Genomic DNA, 17,966 nt, shown 5'->3' on the forward strand with positions numbered 1-17,966 from the left:
CTGAAGGGACATGCGCAAGTGACTATCCCTGCCGCGGCGGCACCGCCGGCGGCGTGCTGCCGGTCGGCGGCACCGAGCCCGGGCGGCGCGCGGCGGCGGCCGCGCTTTCGCCGAACGTCGCCTTGGCGATCTCGCCGATGCCGGCGAGCGAGCCCAGCATGCTGGTCGCTTCGATCGGCAGCATGATGATCTTCTGGTTCGGCGCGTCGGCGAACTGGCCGAACGCCTTGATGTACTTGTCGGCGATGAAATAGTTCAACGCCGCGACGTCCCCCTTGGAGATGGCTTCACTGACCATCTGCGTCGCCTTGGCTTCGGCCTCCGCGGACCGTTCGCGGGCCTCGGCGTCGCGGAACGCAGCTTCCTTGCGGCCTTCGGCCTGCAGGATCTGGCCCTGCTTGGCGCCCTCGGCGCGCAGGATCTCGGACTGACGCTGGCCTTCGGCGGCGAGAATGTCGGCGCGCTTGACGCGCTCGGCCTTCATCTGCCGGCCCATGGCCTCGACGAGGTCGGCCGGCGGCACGATGTCCTTGATCTCGATGCGGTTGACCTTGAGGCCCCAGGGCGAGACCGCGGCATCGACCACGCGCAGGAGGCGCTCGTTGATCTCGTCGCGATGCGACAGCACCTGGTCCAGATCCATGGCGCCCATCACCGAGCGGATGTTGGTCATGGTCAGGACCGTGATGGCTTGCGTCAGGTTGGAGACCTCGTAGCTCGCTTTCGCCGCATCGAACACCTGGTAGAAGGCAACGCCGTCCACCGTCACGGTGGCATTGTCCTTGGTGATGACCTCCTGCTCGGGGATGTCGATCACCTGCTCCATCATGTTGATCTTGCGCCCGACGCGATCGAAATAGGGCACGATCAAATTGAGCCCGGGGCTCAGCGTCTGCGTGTACTTGCCGAACCGCTCGATGGTCCAGTCATAGCCCTGCGGCACCGTCTTCACGCCGGCAACCAGCGTGACGATGACGAGTAACACCAGAACAATCGCGAAAATGTCGAAACCGCTCATAGCTCCTCCAAGGCAGGAAAGAAGCCGGGAAAAGCCCTTTCCCGCGCTGTCATTGGTCGGGATCACGACCTTACCGGTTCAGCGGTCGCAAGTAACGTCGGTATCGGCGCAATTCTGCACAAGGCGCCGCGAGAGGAAACGGTCACGAATATGTATTTTGCACAAGGCTCTTGAAAGCGAGCAGACGCAGACCTAACGGCAAGGATCAAGAATTGCGCCGTCACCGCGAGCTCTATTCAATGACGTCGTTCGCGATTGCAAGCAGACCCGGGGCAAGCGTGATGCCAAGCGCCTTGGCCGTTTTCAGGTTAACCGTGAGCTCGAACTTGGTGGGGTTCTGCACTGGCAGGTCGGCTGGCCGCGCCCCCTTCAGGATGCGATCGACATAGTCCGCGGCACGGCGGAGCTGCTCGGCGCTGTCGGTGCTGTAGGACATCAGACCGCCCTCGTCGACGAAGGTGCGGCTCCAGAACACCGCCGGCGCGCGCGCCTGCGCGATCGCCGCCAGAAGCTGGCCGCGATTGGCCATGGTGAAGAAGTCCGGCAGAATCAGAAAGCCACCGTCCCTTCGCGAAGCCAGCACTGCGATGGAGGCCGCGTCATTCACCGGCGCGGGCTCGACCGTCATCCGGAGCGTCCGCGCGGCGTCCTCGATGGTGCGCAGCATCAGGGGCGCGAACGGCGCAGTGGCGGGATTGTAGACGACGAAGGCACGGGAGACCTTCGGCGTGACCTGCGTCAGCATCTCCAGCCATTTGCCGGCCAGCGGGCCGTCGTAATCGGTGAAACCGGTGACGTTGCCGCCGGGATGGGCGAGGTTTTCGACAAAGCCCTGACTGACGGGATCGGTGACGACGGCGAACACGATCGGGATGGTCCTGGTGCGACGGCGCAGCTCCTCGACCGAGGGCGTTCCGAGCGCGAGCAGGACGTCTGGCTTGAGCGCGATCAACTCGTCGGCGAGCCGCGCGATGCGGGCGCGGTCGCCGCCGCCGCTGCGCCAGTCGATCTCGAGGTTGTCGCGCTTTTTCCAGCCGAGGCCGGCGAGCGCCTCGGCCAGGCGAGCCTGGCCGATCACATCATCGGAGGCGATGACCGAGAGCACACCGAGCCGGCGCACCGCGCGCGGCTGCTGCGCCAGGACCGGGACCGGCTGCACCGCGATCGTCCCAAGAAGCGCCAGACACTCACGGCGGTTCACGGGGCGCCCATCAGATCCAGCCCTGAAGCTCGCGCAGCACCAGGGTGCGGATCACGTCCATGCCGGGCCCGCTGTCGTTGAGGCAGGGGATCGCGGAAAACTCTTCGCCGCCATTGTGCTTGAAGATCTCGGCATTCTCCTGCGCGATCTCCTCCAGCGTCTCCAGGCAATCGGCGGAAAAGCCCGGCGTCACCACTGCGATACGGCGCACGCCTTCCTTCGCAAGCCGCTCCATGGTCTTGTCGGTATAGGGCTGAAGCCACTCGGCATTGCCGAAGCGCGACTGGAAGGTCAGCAGCAGTTTCGTCTCGTCCATGCCGAGCCGGCGACGCAGCGCCGCGGTGGTGGCGATGCAGTGCTGCTGATAGGGATCGCCTTTCTCGACATAGGATTTCGGCATGCCGTGGAAGGACGCCACGATCAGCTCGGGCTTGAAGGACAGCGTCGCCAGATGCGTCTCGATCGAGACGGCGAGCGCCTCGATATAGGCGGCGTCCTCGTAATAAGGCGGCGTCACCCGCAGCGTCGGCTGGTTGCGCAATTGGGCAAGCACGCGGAACACTTCGTCGCAGACGGTCGCCGAGGTGGAGGCGGAGTATTGCGGATAGAGCGGAACGGCCAGGATGCGCTCGCAGCCTTTCGCGATCAGCGCATCGATGCCCGACTTGATCGAGGGATTGCCGTAACGCATCGCCCAGTCGACCACGACGTGGGCGTGGTCGGACAGCGAGGCCGCGAGCTTGTCGGCTTGCGACCGCGTGATGGTCTTCAGCGGCGACTCGTTCCTCTCCGTGTTCCAGATCTTCTGGTAGTCCAGCGCCTTGGTGCGGGGGCGGCTGCGCAGGATGATCCCGTTCAGCACGGCCTTCCAGATCAGTCCCTGGTCCTCGATGACGCGGGCATCACTGAGGAACTCCTTCAGATAGACCCGCACGCCCGGCGCATCCGCCGTGTCGGGTGTTCCGAGATTGATCAGGAGCACGCCAACGCGCGGCAAGGCGGATTGGGCGACCGGTCTTCCGGTCTCGATGGGGACGACGCTGGTCATGGCTCTGTGGGTCGCGCGTTGGTCCGAACTTGTCAAGATGAGGCCGGTTTCGCTAGGGTCGCAGCCAGGCCGGGGAGCGACGATGACACTCGCGGAATGGTGCGTCCTAGGAGCGCTGCTGCTCTATCTGTCAACGATCGCCGCGATCAAATGGATCAGGTTTGGCCGCTTCGACAATTCCCGGCCGCGCGATCCCGCCTTCTATGAGGACGCCCTGTCGCAGCGCGCGCTCGGCGCCCACCAGAACGGCATCGAGACCTTCCCGTTCTTCGCCTTCGCGGTCCTGCTCGCCGAATACCGGGATTCGCCGCAGCGGCTGATCGACGAGCTCGCGGCACTGTTCCTGATCGTGCGGATCGCCTATGTGCTGACCTATCTCGGCAACCGCCCGACGCTGCGCTCGATCCTCTGGAGCATCGGCTTTGCGATCAATCTCGGGATCTTCTTCATGCCGGCGTTGAAGCAATTTCTGCCTGTGTGAGGTTTGTGACCGTAGCCCGGATGGAGCAAAGCGTAATCCGGGGGTCTTTTCACGGCGACTCTGTCCCGGATTGCGCTTCGCTCCATCCGGGCTACGAGACCTTCGCCTAGAGCGTATCCGGTTCTGATTGAATCAGAACCGAAGCTCTAGATTGTTGTTTTGACGCGTTTTCTTCACGCGAACCGGTGTCCACTTCGCTCGAAAACGCTCTAGAAACACGTCGTCCGCTCGGCCGCGACATAGCCGAGCAACAGGCCCGCGCCGAACAGCAGCACGACGGCAGCCGCCGCGAATTCGATGCCGCGCATGAACAGCGCACCGCCGCCGTCGCGCCCGGCGCTGAGGCGAGCGGCGATGTCCTTGGCGGAGACGGCGACGACCGCGATGGCCGCGACCGTGATCGCGGTGCCGAGCCCCATCAGGAAGGTCGCGGCAATGCCGGCCCAGAACAGGCCCTGGGCGAGCGCGAACACCAGCACCAGGATGGCGCCCGAGCAGGGGCGGATGCCGACGGTGAGGATCGCGGCGAAGCCGCGCCGCCAGCCGCCGGGTCCGGCGAGCTCGCTCGGCGTGGGACCGTGGGAATGGCCGCAATGCTCGTCATGGACGTGGTCGTGTCCGTGGTGGGCATGGGCGTGCGCGTGGTCATGACCGTGATCGTGCTGATGATGATCATGGCCATGATGATCGTGGGCATCATGATGATGGTGATGATCATGATGGTGCGGCACGCCGGCGATCGCCGGCACCGGCTGGACCGCCTGCAGCGCGCGGATGAACGTGCGGCCCTTGACCCAGACCAGCCGCAGGCCGAACAACGCAATCAGGGCGTAGCTCGCGATCTCGATCACCCCTTCCGCCTTGCACATGGTCTTGGCGGTCGCATTCAGGATCCAGGCCGAGATGCCGACGATCAGGATCGCCACCAGCGACTGCATCAGCGCGGACGCAAACGACAGCGCGATGCCGCGCCGCGCGGTCTCGCGGTTGGCGACGAGATAGGAGGCGATCACCGCCTTGCCGTGGCCGGGACCGGCGGCATGGAAGATGCCGTAGGCAAACGAGATGAACAGCAATGTCCACACCGCCGAGCCGTCGGACTTCGCGGCGCGGATAGTCGCCGACATCTGGCGATAGAATTCCGACTGTTTTGCCAGGAGCCAGCCGATGATCCCGCTGGCCTCGGGCTCGGGCGCTTGCGCCTGCTTCGGCGCGCCGAACGGATTCTGCGCGAAGACATCGTGAAGCGCGGCATCGGCCACACCGATGATGAAGAGAACGGCGGCGCAGGCCACAAGCCCGCGCGCGAGCGGGGAGAGCTTTGGCGTCAAGGGCAATCCACCGTGATCTTGTTGGCGAACATCATGCCGAAATTCGAGTTCTCGCCGTTCAGGAAGGTCTGCTCGTTGAGCTTCTGGGCCGTGGCGGAGCCGTCGTTCGGCCGGTCCAGCTTCATCTGGCAGCCGGCGGGCGCGCCGACCAGCTTGACCGGATTGTCCTTGGCCATCTGGAAGTCGATGAAGAAGGAGCGGTCGAACACTTCGAGCACCAATTGCTTGGGCTTGACCGGGTTCTTCAGCGGCAGCGTGAAGTGCAGGGTCAGCACCGTGTCCTTGTAGTCGAGGAAATAGTCGACCGGCTCCTGGAATCGCTCCTTCTTGCCGTCGGCTCGCGCAAAGGTGAAGTAGGCGTATTCCTTCAGCGACTCGACATTGGTCTGCGCCAGCGGCCCGAGCTCCTCGCGGGTATAGGTGCCCTTGGTCTTGCTCTCGAGCCCCTGCACCGCATAGGCCGAGAACATGTCGTCGAAGGTCCAGGCGTGGCGCACGCCGGTGATGCTGCCGTCCTCGGCGTAGAGCAGCTCGCTGGTCGCGGTGATCCAGACATGCGGATGCGCGCTCGCCGCGCCCGCTGCGAGCATGAGACTGGCGGCCAGCAGCAGTCCAAACAGGCGGCGCATCGTGTCCATCAGGCCGCCTTGGTGTCGTCGAGCAAACCGCGCCGGCGCAGCAGTGCGTCGGGCTCCGGAGGACGACCGCGGAAAGCCTCATAGGCGGCCTCCGGATCGACCGAGCCGCCGCTCGAATAGATGTCGTCGTGCAGGCGCTTGGCCACGGCGGGATCGAAGATGTTGCCGGCCTCCTCGAACGCGCCGAAGGCGTCGGCGTCCATCACCTCGGACCACATGTAGCTGTAATAACCGGCCGCATAGTGATCGCCGGTGAAGATGTGGCCGAACTGGGTGGGACGGTGACGCAGCGCGATCTCCTCGGGCATGCCGATCTTCTCGAGCTCGCGTCGCTCGAAGGCGCGGACATCCTGCGCGGCGGCGGCCGGCTGGGTGTGGAATTCGAGGTCGACCAGCGCCGAGGAGACGAATTCGACCGTGGCAAAGCCCTGGTTGAATTTTCGCGCGGCCAGGAACCGTTGCAGCAGATCGTCCGGCAGCGGCTCGCCGGTCTGGTAGTGACGGGCGAACTTCTGCAGCACCTCGGGGCGCTCCTGCCAGTGCTCGTAGAGCTGCGATGGCAGCTCGACGAAATCGGTGAACACGGAGGTGCCCGACAGCGAGGGATAGGTCACGTTCGAGAGCATGCCGTGCAGGCCGTGGCCAAACTCGTGGAACAGGGTGCGGGCATCGTCGGGCGACAGCAGCGAGGGCTCGCCATCGGCCCCCTTGGCGAAATTGCAGATGTTGAGAACGAGCGGCGCGACGTCGCCGTCGAGCTTCTGCTGGTCGCGCAGCGAGGTCATCCAGGCGCCGGAGCGCTTCGACGGCCGGGCGAAGTAGTCGCCATAGAACAGCGCCTTGTGCTTGCCGTCCCTGTCCTTCATCTCCCAGACCCGGACGTCGGGGTGCCAGACCGGAACGTCCTTGCGCTCCTCGAAGGTGACGCCGAACAGGCGCGTGGCGCAGTCGAAGGCGGCAGCGATCATGTTGTCGAGCGACAGATACGGCTTGATCGCGGAATCGTCGAAATTGGCGCGCTGAAGCCGCAGCTTTTCGGCGTAGAAGCGCCAGTCCCAGGGAGCGAGCTTGAAATTGCCGCCTTCTGTCGTGATCAGCGCCTGCATCTCGTCGCGGTCGGCGAGCGCCCGGGCGCGCGCCGGCTTCCAGACCCGCTCCAGCAGGCTCCGCACCGCATCCGGCGTCTTGGCCATGGAATCCTCGAGCCGGTAGGCGGCGTAGGTCGGATAGCCCAGGAGATTGGCGCTCTCCTCACGCAGCTTCAGGACCTCGACGATGGTTCCGTTGTTGTCGTTGGCGTTGCCGTTGTCGCCGCGCGCGATGAAGGCCTTGTAGACCTTCTCGCGCAGGTCACGCCGCGCCGAGCTCTTCAGGAACTGTTCGACCGAGGAGCGCGACAGCGTGACGATGGCCTTGCCTGCCATGCCGCGCTCTTCCGCCGCAGCCTTGGCGCTGGCGACGAAGCTATCCGGCAGGCCCTGGCGGTCGGCCTCGCCAAGCTCCATGAACCAGTCCTGCTCGTCGCCGAGCAGATGATGGCTGAAGCCGGTGCCGAGCTGGGCCAGCCGCTCGTTGATCTCAGCCATCCGTGTCTTGGCCTGCTCGGAGAGGCCGGCGCCGGCGCGGTGGAAGCGGGTGTAGGTGCGCTCCAGCAGGCGAAGCTGCTCGGGCGAAAGACCGAGATTGGCGCGGTTCTCGTGCAGCTGGGCGATGCGACCAAACAGCACGGCATTCATCATGATCGGATTCCAGTGCCGCGCCATCCGCAAGGAGATCTCCTTGTCGATCTCCAGGATGGCCGGGTTGGAATTCGCCGAAACGAGGTCGTAGAACACCGCCGCGACCTTGCTCAAGAGCTTGCCGGAGCGCTCCAGCGCCGTGACCGTGTTGGCAAAGTCGGGCGCAGCCGGATCATTGGTGATCGCCGCGATCTCGGCGGAGTGGTCGGCGAAGGCCTGCTCGAAGGCCGGGAGGAAGTGCTCCGGCTTGATCTCGTCGAAGGGCGGGGTGGCAAACGGCGTCACCCAGGCCTTCAGCAGCGGATTGGCCTCGGAGTCCGTAGTTCGGCGGGGTTCTGACATCACAAGTCCCGATTTTCATGGGTCGATTGTTGCGGCCAGCTATAGCACGCGATGGGGCTTTTTTGAGCCATTTGGCCTTGCTCCCGGCCGCCTTTTCGGGGAGATTGCGGCCCTCGATAGACCACGGACCCCAGAGCTCATGAACGCGTCTTCCACGTCCTCCCGCCGGATCGTCTGGCCCAGCGTCATCACCGTCATCAGCGCCGCCATCCTGATCGGCGCAGAGGTGTTCGGCGCGGCGTTCGCCGGCGGCTGGGCGCTCGCGATCCTGTTCGGGCTCGGCGATCAGGGCACGCACATCCTGCAGGCCGTGCTGTTCGCGCTCGGCGTGCTCGTGATGACCGCGTTCATCCGCGCGGCTCAGCGCGTCGAGCCTTTCACGAAGCGCGGCTGAAGTTGCTCGCGCGCGTGACGCGCACACTGGTCTCAAAAACTTAACGCCCGTTCATCTTCCGCGTCGCTCGCGCAACACTGCGCAAGCAGATGTTAGGCAATTCTGTTCGCAGCCTAAAAAAATTCTTGCGAAGCAGAGTCAAAACGCTTATGTGCGCTCTTGCCCAATTTCGCACGTGCCTGTGGTCGTGTGTCAGTCGGTAGGTATCCGGACAAGAGGCCGGACAGCCGCCAAGGGGTGAAGAAGCCGAGGGGCTCTTCGGAAGTGCGGAAGTCGCGAGACCGAGAGGTCGAACGAAGAAGCAAACCCGGAGCGTCCAGCATCTCTCTCAAGAGATGCCATGTCGAAGGTGACTTCACTCTTTGCAACCGTGACTGGCAGCCGGAGGCGAACCGGCGCACCCCGCTCTCAACGGGGGACGCGACTTAAAGCAACGACGGATCGGGCTTTTTTGGTCTCTACCGGCATTCCAACGCCGGCGCGGGCTACTGAAAAGGCTTGTCCTTCATTGCCAGGTGTGCGGGCGGGAACACTCCCAACCAATCCACGGCAGCACAGTCTGGTTTGAGTCTTGTGGCTTCGTCGCGCCTCCATCGCGCGATCCGGCCAGAGCACTCTTATCCGACGTCATGTTTTGAACGGGCCCGTCGCTGGGCCGTTTGGGAGAGTGCCATGACCGAACGTATCCAGGAATTCCTGCGCAACCGCCGCCAGGATGGCCTCGACACCGAGCCTTGCCTCGTCGTCGACCTCGAGGTCGTGCGCGACAATTATCAGAGCTTCGCCAAGGCGCTGCCCGACAGCCGCGTGTTCTATGCCGTGAAGGCGAACCCGGCGCCGGAAGTGCTGGCGCTGCTGGCGTCCATGGGCTCCTGTTTCGACACCGCGACCGTCGCCGAGATCGAGATGGCGCTGGCCGCCGGTGCGACGCCCGACCGCATCTCCTTCGGCAACACGATCAAGAAGGAGCGCGACATCGCGCGCGCCTTCGCGCTCGGCATCCGGCTGTTCGCGGTCGACTGCGCCGCCGAGGTCGAGAAGGTCGCCCGTGCCGCTCCCGGCGCGAAGGTGTTCTGCCGCATCCTCTATGACTGCGCCGGCGCCGAATGGCCGCTATCGCGCAAGTTCGGCTGCGACCCGGAGATGGCGGTCGAGGTGCTCGACCTCGCCAAGCGCCTCCGGCTGGAGCCGTGCGGCATCTCGTTCCATGTCGGCTCGCAGCAGCGCAAGGTGAAGGCGTGGGACCGTGCGCTGGCGATGGCCTCGCAGGTGTTCCGCGACTGCGCCGAGCGCGGCATCAACCTGACCATGGTCAACATGGGCGGCGGCTTTCCGACCAAGTACCTGAAGGACGTGCCGCCGGTCGTGACCTACGGCCGCTCGATCTTCCGCGCGCTGCGCAAGCACTTCGGCAACCAGATTCCGGAGACCATCATCGAGCCGGGCCGCGGCATGGTGGGCAATGCCGGCATCATCGAATCCGAGGTCGTGCTCATCTCGAAGAAGAGCGACGAGGACGAGGTACGCTGGGTGTACCTGGACATCGGCAAGTTCGGCGGTCTCGCCGAGACCATGGACGAGTCGATCCGTTACGCCATCCGCACCCGTCACGACGGCGCGGACATGACCCCGTGCGTGCTCGCCGGCCCGACCTGCGACAGCGCCGACGTGCTGTACGAGAAGAACCCGTATCCGCTTCCCGTGACGCTGGAGATCGGTGACAAGGTTCTGATCGAAGGCACCGGGGCCTACACGTCGACCTACTCGTCGGTGGCCTTCAACGGCATCCCGCCGCTGAAGACCTACCACATCTGATCCGCCTCTCGTTTCCAGAGGCCTGACGAACCCGGGAGCCGGCTTGCCGGCTCCCTTCCCAACATCTCGATGTCTGACGACGCCTTGAACAGGCGTGCCTTGCGCACGCCGGTTCAAGCGGGGACTGATGCGCCATGACTGCTTTTCGGAAGCCACAGATCGCCCTCACCTCGAAAGCCGCTCTGTTCGTGATCCGTGCGGAGCGTGCTGCCGACGCCGTCGCCCGTGAAGCGCTGCTGGATGCCAGCTTCGGCGAAGACCGCCATGGCCGCACCTGCCAGCGCCTGCGCGACGGACGTGCGCCTGCCGCAGGCCTTGCCCTGTCGGCCGTGCGCGAGGGCAAGCTCGTGGGAACCGTGCGGCTGTGGCACGTCAGCGCCGGAGGCAGGCCCGCCCTGGTCCTCGGACCACTGGCGGTGGACCCTGCCTGCCGCGAGCTCGGGATCGGCGCCGCGCTGATGCAACAAGCGCTGGCCGCCGCCCGGGCGCGCGGGCATGGCGCCGTGATCCTGCTCGGCGATGCCCCCTATTACGCCCGGTTCGGCTTCTCGGCGGAGAAGACCGGCACATTGACGCTGCCCGGCCCGTTCGAGCGCGACCGCCTGCTGGCGGTTGAATTCCAGGCGGGCGTGCTGGATGGCGCCTGTGGGATGATCGTCCCAACCGGCGCGGCCCTGTCCAAACGGAGGGTAGTTCGCCCCCTCGAGGCGCACGCGGCCTAAGACATCGCCATGATGGCGACGACCGGAGCCGCGCCCGCGGCGACGGTCGGCTGCGGCCGTTGCTTTGGGGTTGCACCGCACCCGGAAACGCCCTTTAACCCCACGAAATTCCCGTTCAGTCGAGGCCCAAACCATGTCCCGTCGCCTGATCTCCACCGGCTCTCCGCTCGAGAAGACCGTCGGCTACAGCCGCGCCGTGATCGACGGCGACTTCGCCTTCGTCGCGGGAACCACCGGCTATGACTACACCACGATGACCATGCCGGCCGACGTCACGAGCCAGTCACGCAACTGCTTCAAGACCATCGCGGCCGCCCTGAAGGAGGGCGGATTCGAGATGGCCGACATCGTCCGTGCGACCTATTACGTCACCGACACGAGTTACATCGACGCCCACTTCGCCGTCTGCGGCGAGGTTCTCGGCGACATCAGGCCGGCCGCGACCTTGCTGGTCGTCAGCGCCCTCGCCAAGCCCGAGATGAAGGTCGAGATCGAAGTCACCGCCAAGCGCCGCAGCGTCTGACGAGCGCCGCAGCGCCAGATCCACCCACCCTTTGCCTGCCAGCCCGTTCCGGAGAAACCATCCCATGAGCCCTCCCTCGCAGATTTACGCGAAAATCACCGGTCCCATCGTCATGGTCGGTTTCGGCTCCATCGGCAAAGGCACGCTGCCGCTGATCGAGCGGCATCTCGACTACGACAAGTCGCGCGTCACCGTGATCGATCCCAAGGACGAGGGCCGCAAGGCGCATTGCGAGAAGCACAATGTCCGCTTCATCCAGAAGGCCGTGACCAGGGACAATTATCGCGAATTGCTGTCCCCGCTGCTCACCGAAGGCGGCGGCCAGGGTTTTTGCGTCAATCTCTCGGTCGACACCGGCTCCACCGACATCATGGAGCTCTGCAACGAGCTCGGCGCGCTCTATATCGACACCGTCAACGAGCCCTGGCTCGGCTTCTATTTCGATTCCTCGAAGGGCCCGGAAGCGCGCTCCAACTACGCCCTGCGCGAAGTGACGCTGGCCGCCAAGAAGGCGCGCCCGGCGGGCTCGACCACGGCCGTCTCCTGCTGCGGCGCCAATCCCGGCATGGTCTCCTTCTTCGTCAAGCAGGCGCTGCTCAACGTCGCCGCAGACCTGAAGCTCAATGCCCCCAAGCCGAAGACGAGAGCCGAATGGGCGGATTTGATGCGGCAGGCCGGCATCAAGGGCATCCACATCGCCGAGCGCGACACCCAGCGCTCCAAGAAGCCGAAAGAGCCCGACGTCTTCGTCAACACCTGGTCGGTGGAAGGTTTCCTCTCGGAGGGGATGCAGCCGTCGGAGCTCGGCTGGGGCACCCATGAGAAATGGATGCCCGAGAATGCGCATACCCACGAAGCCGGCTGCGGCGCCGCCATCTATCTGATGCAGCCTGGCGCCAATACGCGCGTGCGCACCTGGTGCCCGACCCGCGGCGCGCAATACGGCTTCCTCGTCACCCACAACGAGTCGATCTCGATCGCCGATTACTTCACGGTACGTGATGCTTCGGGTAACGCAATCTACCGGCCGACCTGCCACTACGCCTATCACCCGGCCGACGACGCCGTGCTGTCGCTGCATGAGCTGTTCGGCCGCGCCGGCAAGATGCAGGAAAAGCACCACATTCTCGAAGAGGACGAAATCGTCGACGGCATCGACGAGCTCGGCGTGCTGCTGTTCGGCCACGACAACAATGCGTACTGGTACGGCTCGCAGCTATCCATCGAAGAGACCCGCGAACTCGCCCCCTACCAGAACGCCACCGCCCTGCAGGTGACCTCCGCCGTGCTCGGCGGCATGGTATGGGCGCTGGAAAACCCGAACGAAGGCATCGTCGAAGCCGACGAGATGGATTTCGAGCGCCTGCTGGAAATCCAGCTGCCGTATCTGGGCCCGGTCAAGGGCTTCTACACCGACTGGACGCCGCTGACGGATCGCCCGGGACTGTTTCCGGAGGACATCGACACGTCTGATCCGTGGCAGTTCAGGAATATTTTGGTGCGGTGAGGCGCGCGTCTCTCCGCCCATCATTCCGGGGCGCGCCGTCTCATTCCGCTGTCATGCCCCGGCTTGACCGGGGCATCCAGTACGCCGCGACGTCTCCGTATCCACGCATGGTCTCTGGAATACTGGATTCCCCCGCCCTCGCGGGGAATGACCCCGAGGACGCGGCGGCCGCCTACTTCTTTTCGATCGGCGGCGCGATTTTCTCGGCCGGAGCCGGCGGCAAGGCCGGCTTGGTCGCCGCGCCCTGCGTCTGAGAATCCGGACGCGCCGGCTCCGGGGCCGGCGTGGTGGGCCGGTCGCCGCCGGGCTTGGCCTCGGCCGGCACCTTGCTCTGATCATTGGACGGCGTGCCTTGGAGCGGCGGCGTTGCCTGCGCCAGTTCCATCCGGCTCTCGGCGCGGATTTGTGCCAGCGACATCACCGACACCACAACGCCTGCCGCGAACAGCACACCGGCAATCGTCAGGTCGAGCTTCAGGTTTCGCTTATCGTTCTGGCCGGGCATGTCGATCACCGCCTTTGTCCGCGGGATCAACGAAATGAGAGGGCACGGGTTCCGCAACCGAATGGGCGGGAACCAGCCCTTCACGCGCCAAAACGACGCGCTTACTCCGTGGTGCTGGCTTCCCAGGTGGCGTGGCGCACGCCCGGCAGATGCTGCAGATCCGTCGCGACCGCGTTCAGCTCGTTCGGATCGACCGCCGTCGCGACCAGCTTGGCGACGATCTCCATGATATCCTCGCCGATCTCGACCGCCTCGATATCCGCCACCGGATAGTTCGCCGCTTCGAGCTTGTCGACGAGGCGGTCGCGCATATCGGGCAGAGCGTCGGTGGCCACCGCCAGCTTGAAGTAGTAGGTCGCCTCCAGCGCCTTCTCGTTCAGCGGGATGCGGTTGATGGCGTTGACCAGCGGGCGCAGCATGGTGTTGCCGGCGATGACGAAGACGGTCAGCGCGACCGCCTGCGCGACCATGTCGGCGCCGGCGCAGGAGCCGACCGCGGCCGAGGCCCACAGTGTCGCCGCGGTGTTGAGCCCGCGCACGTCCATGCCCTGCTTCATGATGACGCCGGCCCCTAAGAAGCCGATGCCGGAGACGACGTAGGAGATCACACGCACGGCGCCGTCGGCACCGGTCAGATGCATGGCGAGATCCACGAAGGCGGCAGCACCGACCGCAACCAGCACATTGGTGCGCAGGCCCGCGGTGCGCTGGCGGTACTGCCGCTCTGCGCCGATCAGCGTGCCCAGCACGAAAGCCGTGATCAGGCTGACCAGCGTGTCGGCGAAGTCGGCGAACTGGAAGGTCGTTAGAAATCGCATGGTCCCCTATACGGCCGGAACCATGACAGATCAAAGCTCGAGCAGGCCGCCGTCGCCATTTTCGTCGGCAAAAGCCAGCAGCGTCCCCTTCGCATTCCAGCCGATCGCGGCGACGGGGGGCGTGCCGTTGCGGCGGACCAGGATCTCCGCACCATCCTCCAGCCGCACCATCAGCACGGTGCCGTCGCTGTAGCCGGCGGCGAGGATGTCGTTCTTCGGATGGCAGGCGACGACCGCCACGCGCGCCTGCAGCGGCGCGAGCATCGCGGGCTCCTTGCCCATCGGACCGTCCTTGCTGCCGAACGGCCAGATGATGACGGTGTCGGCGCCCGAGGTCGCCAAGCCCTTGCCGCCCGCGCTCCAGGACATCGAACGGACGCGGCCGGGATAGCCGGTCATGCGCATGTGCCTGTTGTCGGCGAGCCGCCAGCCGTGCAGCGCCGGCTCGTGCATCGCGGTGACCAGGAATTTGTTGTCGGGGCTGAAGGTGACGGCGTGATGCGAGCCGGCCCAGGGCAGGAACTCGGCTGACCCTTCCATGTTCGGAAACCACAGCGTCGCGCCATTGTAATGCGCGATCGCAAGCCGCAGGCCCTTCGGCGCGAAAGCAAGCCCGCCGACGGTCGAGGGCACCTCGAGCGACTTCTCCTCGGCCTTGCCACTCTTGACCGTCGCGGTCTTGCCGGCGGACCAGGCGAACGCGCCGCCGTCGGCCTGCAGCGCCACCGCGTCGATCCAGCGCCGCTTGGGATCGGTGGCGAGCAGCGTCACCTCGCCCTTGGCATCGAGCGAGACGACCTTGCCGTCGTCGCCGCCCATCAGGATGCGTTTGCCGTCGGAGGCCGTGGAGAGAATGCCGCCGCTGTGAACGGCGACATTGGTGATCTCACCCTTGGCATCGACGAAGGCGACGTTCTCCTCGCCGCCGACGAAAGCGGCGCGGTCGCCCAGGAAGTGCACCGCGGTCACGCCCATGCCGAGCGCAACAGGCTTGACGCGGTCGGTGACGGAGACGATCGAGGCGGAATCGGGGGCGGGCGTAAACTCTTTCATCACGAGACGATGCAGCTCTCGAAACCCTTGCGGATCGCCTCCTCGGGCAATTCGCGGCCGATGAAGACGAGGCGGCTCTCGCGCTTCTCGCCCTCCTTCCACTTCCGCTGGTGGTTGCCCTCCAGCATCATGTGGACGCCCTGGAAGACGTAGCGGTCGTCGTCGTCGTGGAAGGCGAGGATACCCTTGGAGCGCAGGATCTTGCCGCCCTCGACCTGCACCAGATTCTGCAGCCAGGGCATGAACACGTTGGGATCGAGCGGCTTGTCGGTCTTGAGCGACAGCGACTGCATGTCCTCGTCGTGATAGTGCTTCAGGCCGTGGCCGTGATCATGGTGATGATCGTGGCCGTGGTGGTGATGATCATGGTCGTGGTCATGATCGTCGGCCTCCAGGAAATCCGGCTCGATGTCGAGGATGCGGTCGAGGTCGAACGCGCCGCGATCGAGCACGTCGGCCAGCGCCACCGAGCAGCGCTCGGTGCGATGGAGTTTCGCATAGGGGTTGATGGCGCGAATGCGGGCCTCGACCTCGGCGAGCTCGCCCTTGCTCACGAGATCGGTCTTGTTCAGCACGATGACGTCGGCGAAGGCGATCTGGTTCTTGGCCTCGGGCGCATCCTTGAGCCGGTCGGACAGCCATTTGGCGTCGGCAACCGTAACCACCGCGTCTAACCGCGCGTTCTTCTGCACGTCCTCGTCGACGAAGAAGGTCTGGGCGACCGGCGCGGGATCGGCAAGGCCGGTGGTCTCGACGATGATGGCGTCGAACTTGCCCTTGCGCTTCATCAACCCGTCCATGATGCGCACGAGGTCGCCGCGCACCGTGCAGCAGATGCAGCCGTTGTTCATCTCGAACACTTCCTCATCGGCGCCGATGATGAGGTCGTTGTCGATGCCGATCTCGCCGAACTCGTTGACGATGACGGCGTATTTCTTGCCGTGGTTTTCCGACAGGATGCGGTTCAAGAGCGTGGTCTTGCCGGCGCCGAGATAGCCGGTCAGGACGGTCACGGGAATTTTCTGGGAGGTCTCAGACATAACAACTCCGGCTTCGGGCTTTTCCGCGCGACGCGAGGCGGGGTGGCCCCCTGCCCTAATGGTCAAGCGCGCTGGTCAGGGCCTTTATATTGTGCCTGACCATATCAATGTAAGTGGGTGCAAGCCCCTTTTCGCCGGTCAAACCGTCCGAAATCAGGGTCCCGCCGACTTTTGAGCCGGTCTCTGCTGCGATCCGCCGGATCAGCCGGTCGTCGCTGATATTCTCCAGGAATACGGCCGGGATTTTCTGGGCCTTGATCTGGCCGATGATGGCCGCAATGTCGCGTGCGCTCGGCTCGGTTTCGGTGGAGACGCCCAGGGGGGCGATGAACCGGATACCGTACTCGGCGGAAAAATAGCCGAAGGCGTCGTGTGTCGAGATCACCTTCCGCCGGTCCGGCGGAATCCTGGCCACGGCCTCGCGGACCTCGCGGTCGAGCGTTTCGAGCTTTTCCAGATAGGCCTGGGCCTGGGCACCGAAGAACGCCGCGTCATCCGGATTGGCGGCAGCGAGCGCCTTGGCGATATCAGCCACATAGATTTTGGCGTTGGGGATGGACTGCCAGGCGTGCGGATCGGCGACCGAGCCAAGCTTGAGCGGCGCGATGCCGGCGCTGGCGGTGACGACGATTGCCTTGCTGCCGGCAGACTGCACGAGGCGCGGCATCCAGCCCTCCAGCCCAAGCCCGTTGACGATGACGAGCTTCGCCTCCGCGACCCGCTTCGCATCGCCAGGCGCCGGCGTGTAGACATGCACGTCGCTGTCGGGGCCGACCAGCGTCGTGACGTTGACCCGGTCGCCGCCGACATTGCGGACGAAATCGCCGAGGATCGAGAAGCTCGCGACCACATTGAGCCGCTCGGCCGCGTGCAGTGGCGAGGCGATCAGCAGGAGCACGCAAAGCAGGAGCCGCCGCATCGTCACGCTTCCAGATGCCGGCCGGGAAACATTTGCCTGACAATGCCGCCGACACGCCCGAACAGGACCGAGACGATGTAGAGCACCGTCGCTACCAGAATGATTGCGGGGCCCGAGGGCACGCGGGTCTGGAACGACAGCACGAGGCCGGCATAGCCCGAGACCGCGGCGGCGACCACCGCGATGCAGATCATCGTAGTGAGATCGCGCGACCAGAACCGGGCGATGCCCGCCGGCAGGATCATCAGCCCGACCGCGAGCAGCGTGCCGAGGGCCTGAAAGCCGTTGACGAGGTTGATCACGACAAGCGCGAGGAAGGCGAGATGCGCGGGTCCTCCGGCGCGGCTGACCGTGCGCAGAAACAGGGGATCGACGCTCTCGATCACCAGCGGGCGATAGATCACCGCGAGCACCAGCAGCGTCACGGTGGCGTTGAAGGCGACCACCAGCAGCGTCTGGTCGTCCATCGCGAGGATGTTGCCGAACAGCACGTGCAGCAGATCGATATTGGTGCCCTTGATCGAGACGATGGTGACGCCGAGCGCCAGCGAGGCCAGGTAGAAGGTGGCGAGCGAAGCGTCCTCCTTCAGGCCGGTCGAGCGCGCCACCACGCCGGCGAGGATCGCGACCGCAAAGCCGGCGATGAGACCGCCGGCCGTCATCGCGAACAGATTGAGGCCTGAGAGCAGGAAGCCGACCGCAGCGCCCGGCAGGATCGCATGCGCCATGGCGTCGCCGACGAGGCTCATCCGCCGCAGCATCAGAAACACGCCGATCGGCGCGCCCGCGAGCGACAGCGCGATCACGGCGGCGAGCGCGCGCCGCATGAACTCGAATTCGGTGAACGGGCCGATCAGCGCGTCATAGGCCAT

General features: G+C 65.2%; 18 protein-coding genes. 6 read left to right on the plus strand and 12 right to left on the minus strand.

Annotation, left to right across the window (positions count from 1 at the left end; translation table 11 throughout):
- Positions 1-22 precede the first annotated feature (22 nt).
- The 3 genes from TSA1_RS08345 to hemH all read right to left on the minus strand — a co-directional run bounded on the left by TSA1_RS08345 (position 23) and on the right by hemH (position 3,267).
- Positions 23-1,018 carry an SPFH domain-containing protein gene (locus TSA1_RS08345; protein ID WP_100175939.1) on the minus strand — a complete coding sequence of 332 codons (996 nt, stop codon included), beginning with the start codon at positions 1,016-1,018 and terminating at the stop codon, positions 23-25.
- 232 nt (positions 1,019-1,250) lie between these two features.
- A complete protein-coding gene (locus tag TSA1_RS08350; RefSeq protein ID WP_100175940.1) occupies positions 1,251-2,219 on the minus strand; it encodes an ABC transporter substrate-binding protein in 969 nt (322 codons plus the stop codon).
- Between the two features lie 10 nt (positions 2,220-2,229).
- Entirely contained in the window at positions 2,230-3,267 is a 1,038-nt protein-coding gene (gene hemH, locus TSA1_RS08355) for a ferrochelatase (protein ID WP_100175941.1), read from the minus strand.
- A gap of 82 nt (positions 3,268-3,349) precedes the next feature.
- Between hemH and TSA1_RS08360 the strand changes: the two genes are divergently transcribed.
- Positions 3,350-3,748 carry an MAPEG family protein gene (locus TSA1_RS08360; RefSeq protein WP_100175942.1) on the plus strand — a complete coding sequence of 133 codons (399 nt, stop codon included), beginning with the start codon at positions 3,350-3,352 and terminating at the stop codon, positions 3,746-3,748.
- A 209-nt stretch (positions 3,749-3,957) separates the two neighbouring features.
- On the opposite strand, the gene TSA1_RS08365 is transcribed toward TSA1_RS08360, so the two are convergent.
- The 3 genes from TSA1_RS08365 to TSA1_RS08375 are packed head-to-tail and all read right to left on the minus strand — an operon-like array spanning position 3,958 to position 7,798.
- Complete coding sequence (locus TSA1_RS08365) at positions 3,958-5,079, minus strand: nickel/cobalt transporter (protein WP_174718819.1); 1,122 nt, start codon at positions 5,077-5,079, stop codon at positions 3,958-3,960.
- Entirely contained in the window at positions 5,076-5,717 is a 642-nt protein-coding gene (locus TSA1_RS08370; RefSeq protein ID WP_245448154.1) for a DUF1007 family protein, read from the minus strand. The genes TSA1_RS08365 and TSA1_RS08370 overlap by 4 nt, the downstream gene beginning before the upstream one ends.
- Positions 5,717-7,798, minus strand: coding sequence for a M3 family metallopeptidase (locus TSA1_RS08375; RefSeq protein WP_100175944.1), 2,082 nt, complete (start codon positions 7,796-7,798; stop codon positions 5,717-5,719). Before TSA1_RS08375 ends, TSA1_RS08370 begins: the two co-directional genes overlap by 1 nt.
- A gap of 139 nt (positions 7,799-7,937) precedes the next feature.
- Between TSA1_RS08375 and TSA1_RS08380 the strand changes: the two genes are divergently transcribed.
- From TSA1_RS08380 to TSA1_RS08405, 5 genes are all read left to right on the plus strand, one after another.
- Positions 7,938-8,192 carry a hypothetical protein gene (locus tag TSA1_RS08380; RefSeq protein WP_100175945.1) on the plus strand — a complete coding sequence of 85 codons (255 nt, stop codon included), beginning with the start codon at positions 7,938-7,940 and terminating at the stop codon, positions 8,190-8,192.
- A gap of 672 nt (positions 8,193-8,864) precedes the next feature.
- Positions 8,865-10,007, plus strand: coding sequence for a type III PLP-dependent enzyme (locus TSA1_RS08390; protein ID WP_100175946.1), 1,143 nt, complete (start codon positions 8,865-8,867; stop codon positions 10,005-10,007).
- A 134-nt stretch (positions 10,008-10,141) separates the two neighbouring features.
- Positions 10,142-10,729: a GNAT family N-acetyltransferase gene (locus TSA1_RS08395; protein ID WP_100175947.1), complete on the plus strand. Its 588-nt coding sequence runs from the start codon at positions 10,142-10,144 to the stop codon at positions 10,727-10,729.
- 133 nt (positions 10,730-10,862) lie between these two features.
- The gene (locus TSA1_RS08400) at positions 10,863-11,252 is read left to right on the plus strand and encodes a RidA family protein (protein ID WP_100175948.1); all 390 of its coding nucleotides are present in this window, start codon (positions 10,863-10,865) and stop codon (positions 11,250-11,252) included.
- Positions 11,253-11,316: 64 nt separating this feature from the next.
- A complete protein-coding gene (locus TSA1_RS08405; protein WP_100175949.1) occupies positions 11,317-12,759 on the plus strand; it encodes a homospermidine synthase in 1,443 nt (480 codons plus the stop codon).
- 172 nt (positions 12,760-12,931) lie between these two features.
- On the opposite strand, the gene TSA1_RS39590 is transcribed toward TSA1_RS08405, so the two are convergent.
- From TSA1_RS39590 to TSA1_RS08435, 6 genes are all read right to left on the minus strand, one after another.
- Positions 12,932-13,264 carry a hypothetical protein gene (locus tag TSA1_RS39590; protein WP_174719289.1) on the minus strand — a complete coding sequence of 111 codons (333 nt, stop codon included), beginning with the start codon at positions 13,262-13,264 and terminating at the stop codon, positions 12,932-12,934.
- 101 nt (positions 13,265-13,365) lie between these two features.
- A complete protein-coding gene (locus TSA1_RS08415; protein ID WP_100175950.1) occupies positions 13,366-14,082 on the minus strand; it encodes an MgtC/SapB family protein in 717 nt (238 codons plus the stop codon).
- A gap of 30 nt (positions 14,083-14,112) precedes the next feature.
- Positions 14,113-15,135, minus strand: coding sequence for a WD40 repeat domain-containing protein (locus TSA1_RS08420; RefSeq protein ID WP_174718820.1), 1,023 nt, complete (start codon positions 15,133-15,135; stop codon positions 14,113-14,115).
- A complete protein-coding gene (locus tag TSA1_RS08425; protein ID WP_100175952.1) occupies positions 15,135-16,175 on the minus strand; it encodes a CobW family GTP-binding protein in 1,041 nt (346 codons plus the stop codon). Before TSA1_RS08425 ends, TSA1_RS08420 begins: the two co-directional genes overlap by 1 nt.
- 55 nt (positions 16,176-16,230) lie before the next feature.
- Positions 16,231-17,094, minus strand: a complete 864-nt coding sequence (locus tag TSA1_RS08430) for a metal ABC transporter solute-binding protein, Zn/Mn family (RefSeq protein WP_100175953.1) — start codon at positions 17,092-17,094, stop codon at positions 16,231-16,233.
- Between the two features lie 2 nt (positions 17,095-17,096).
- The gene (locus TSA1_RS08435; protein ID WP_100175954.1) at positions 17,097-17,966 is read right to left on the minus strand and encodes a metal ABC transporter permease; all 870 of its coding nucleotides are present in this window, start codon (positions 17,964-17,966) and stop codon (positions 17,097-17,099) included.

The organism is Bradyrhizobium nitroreducens, from assembly GCF_002776695.1.
Classification (GTDB): domain Bacteria; phylum Pseudomonadota; class Alphaproteobacteria; order Rhizobiales; family Xanthobacteraceae; genus Bradyrhizobium; species Bradyrhizobium nitroreducens.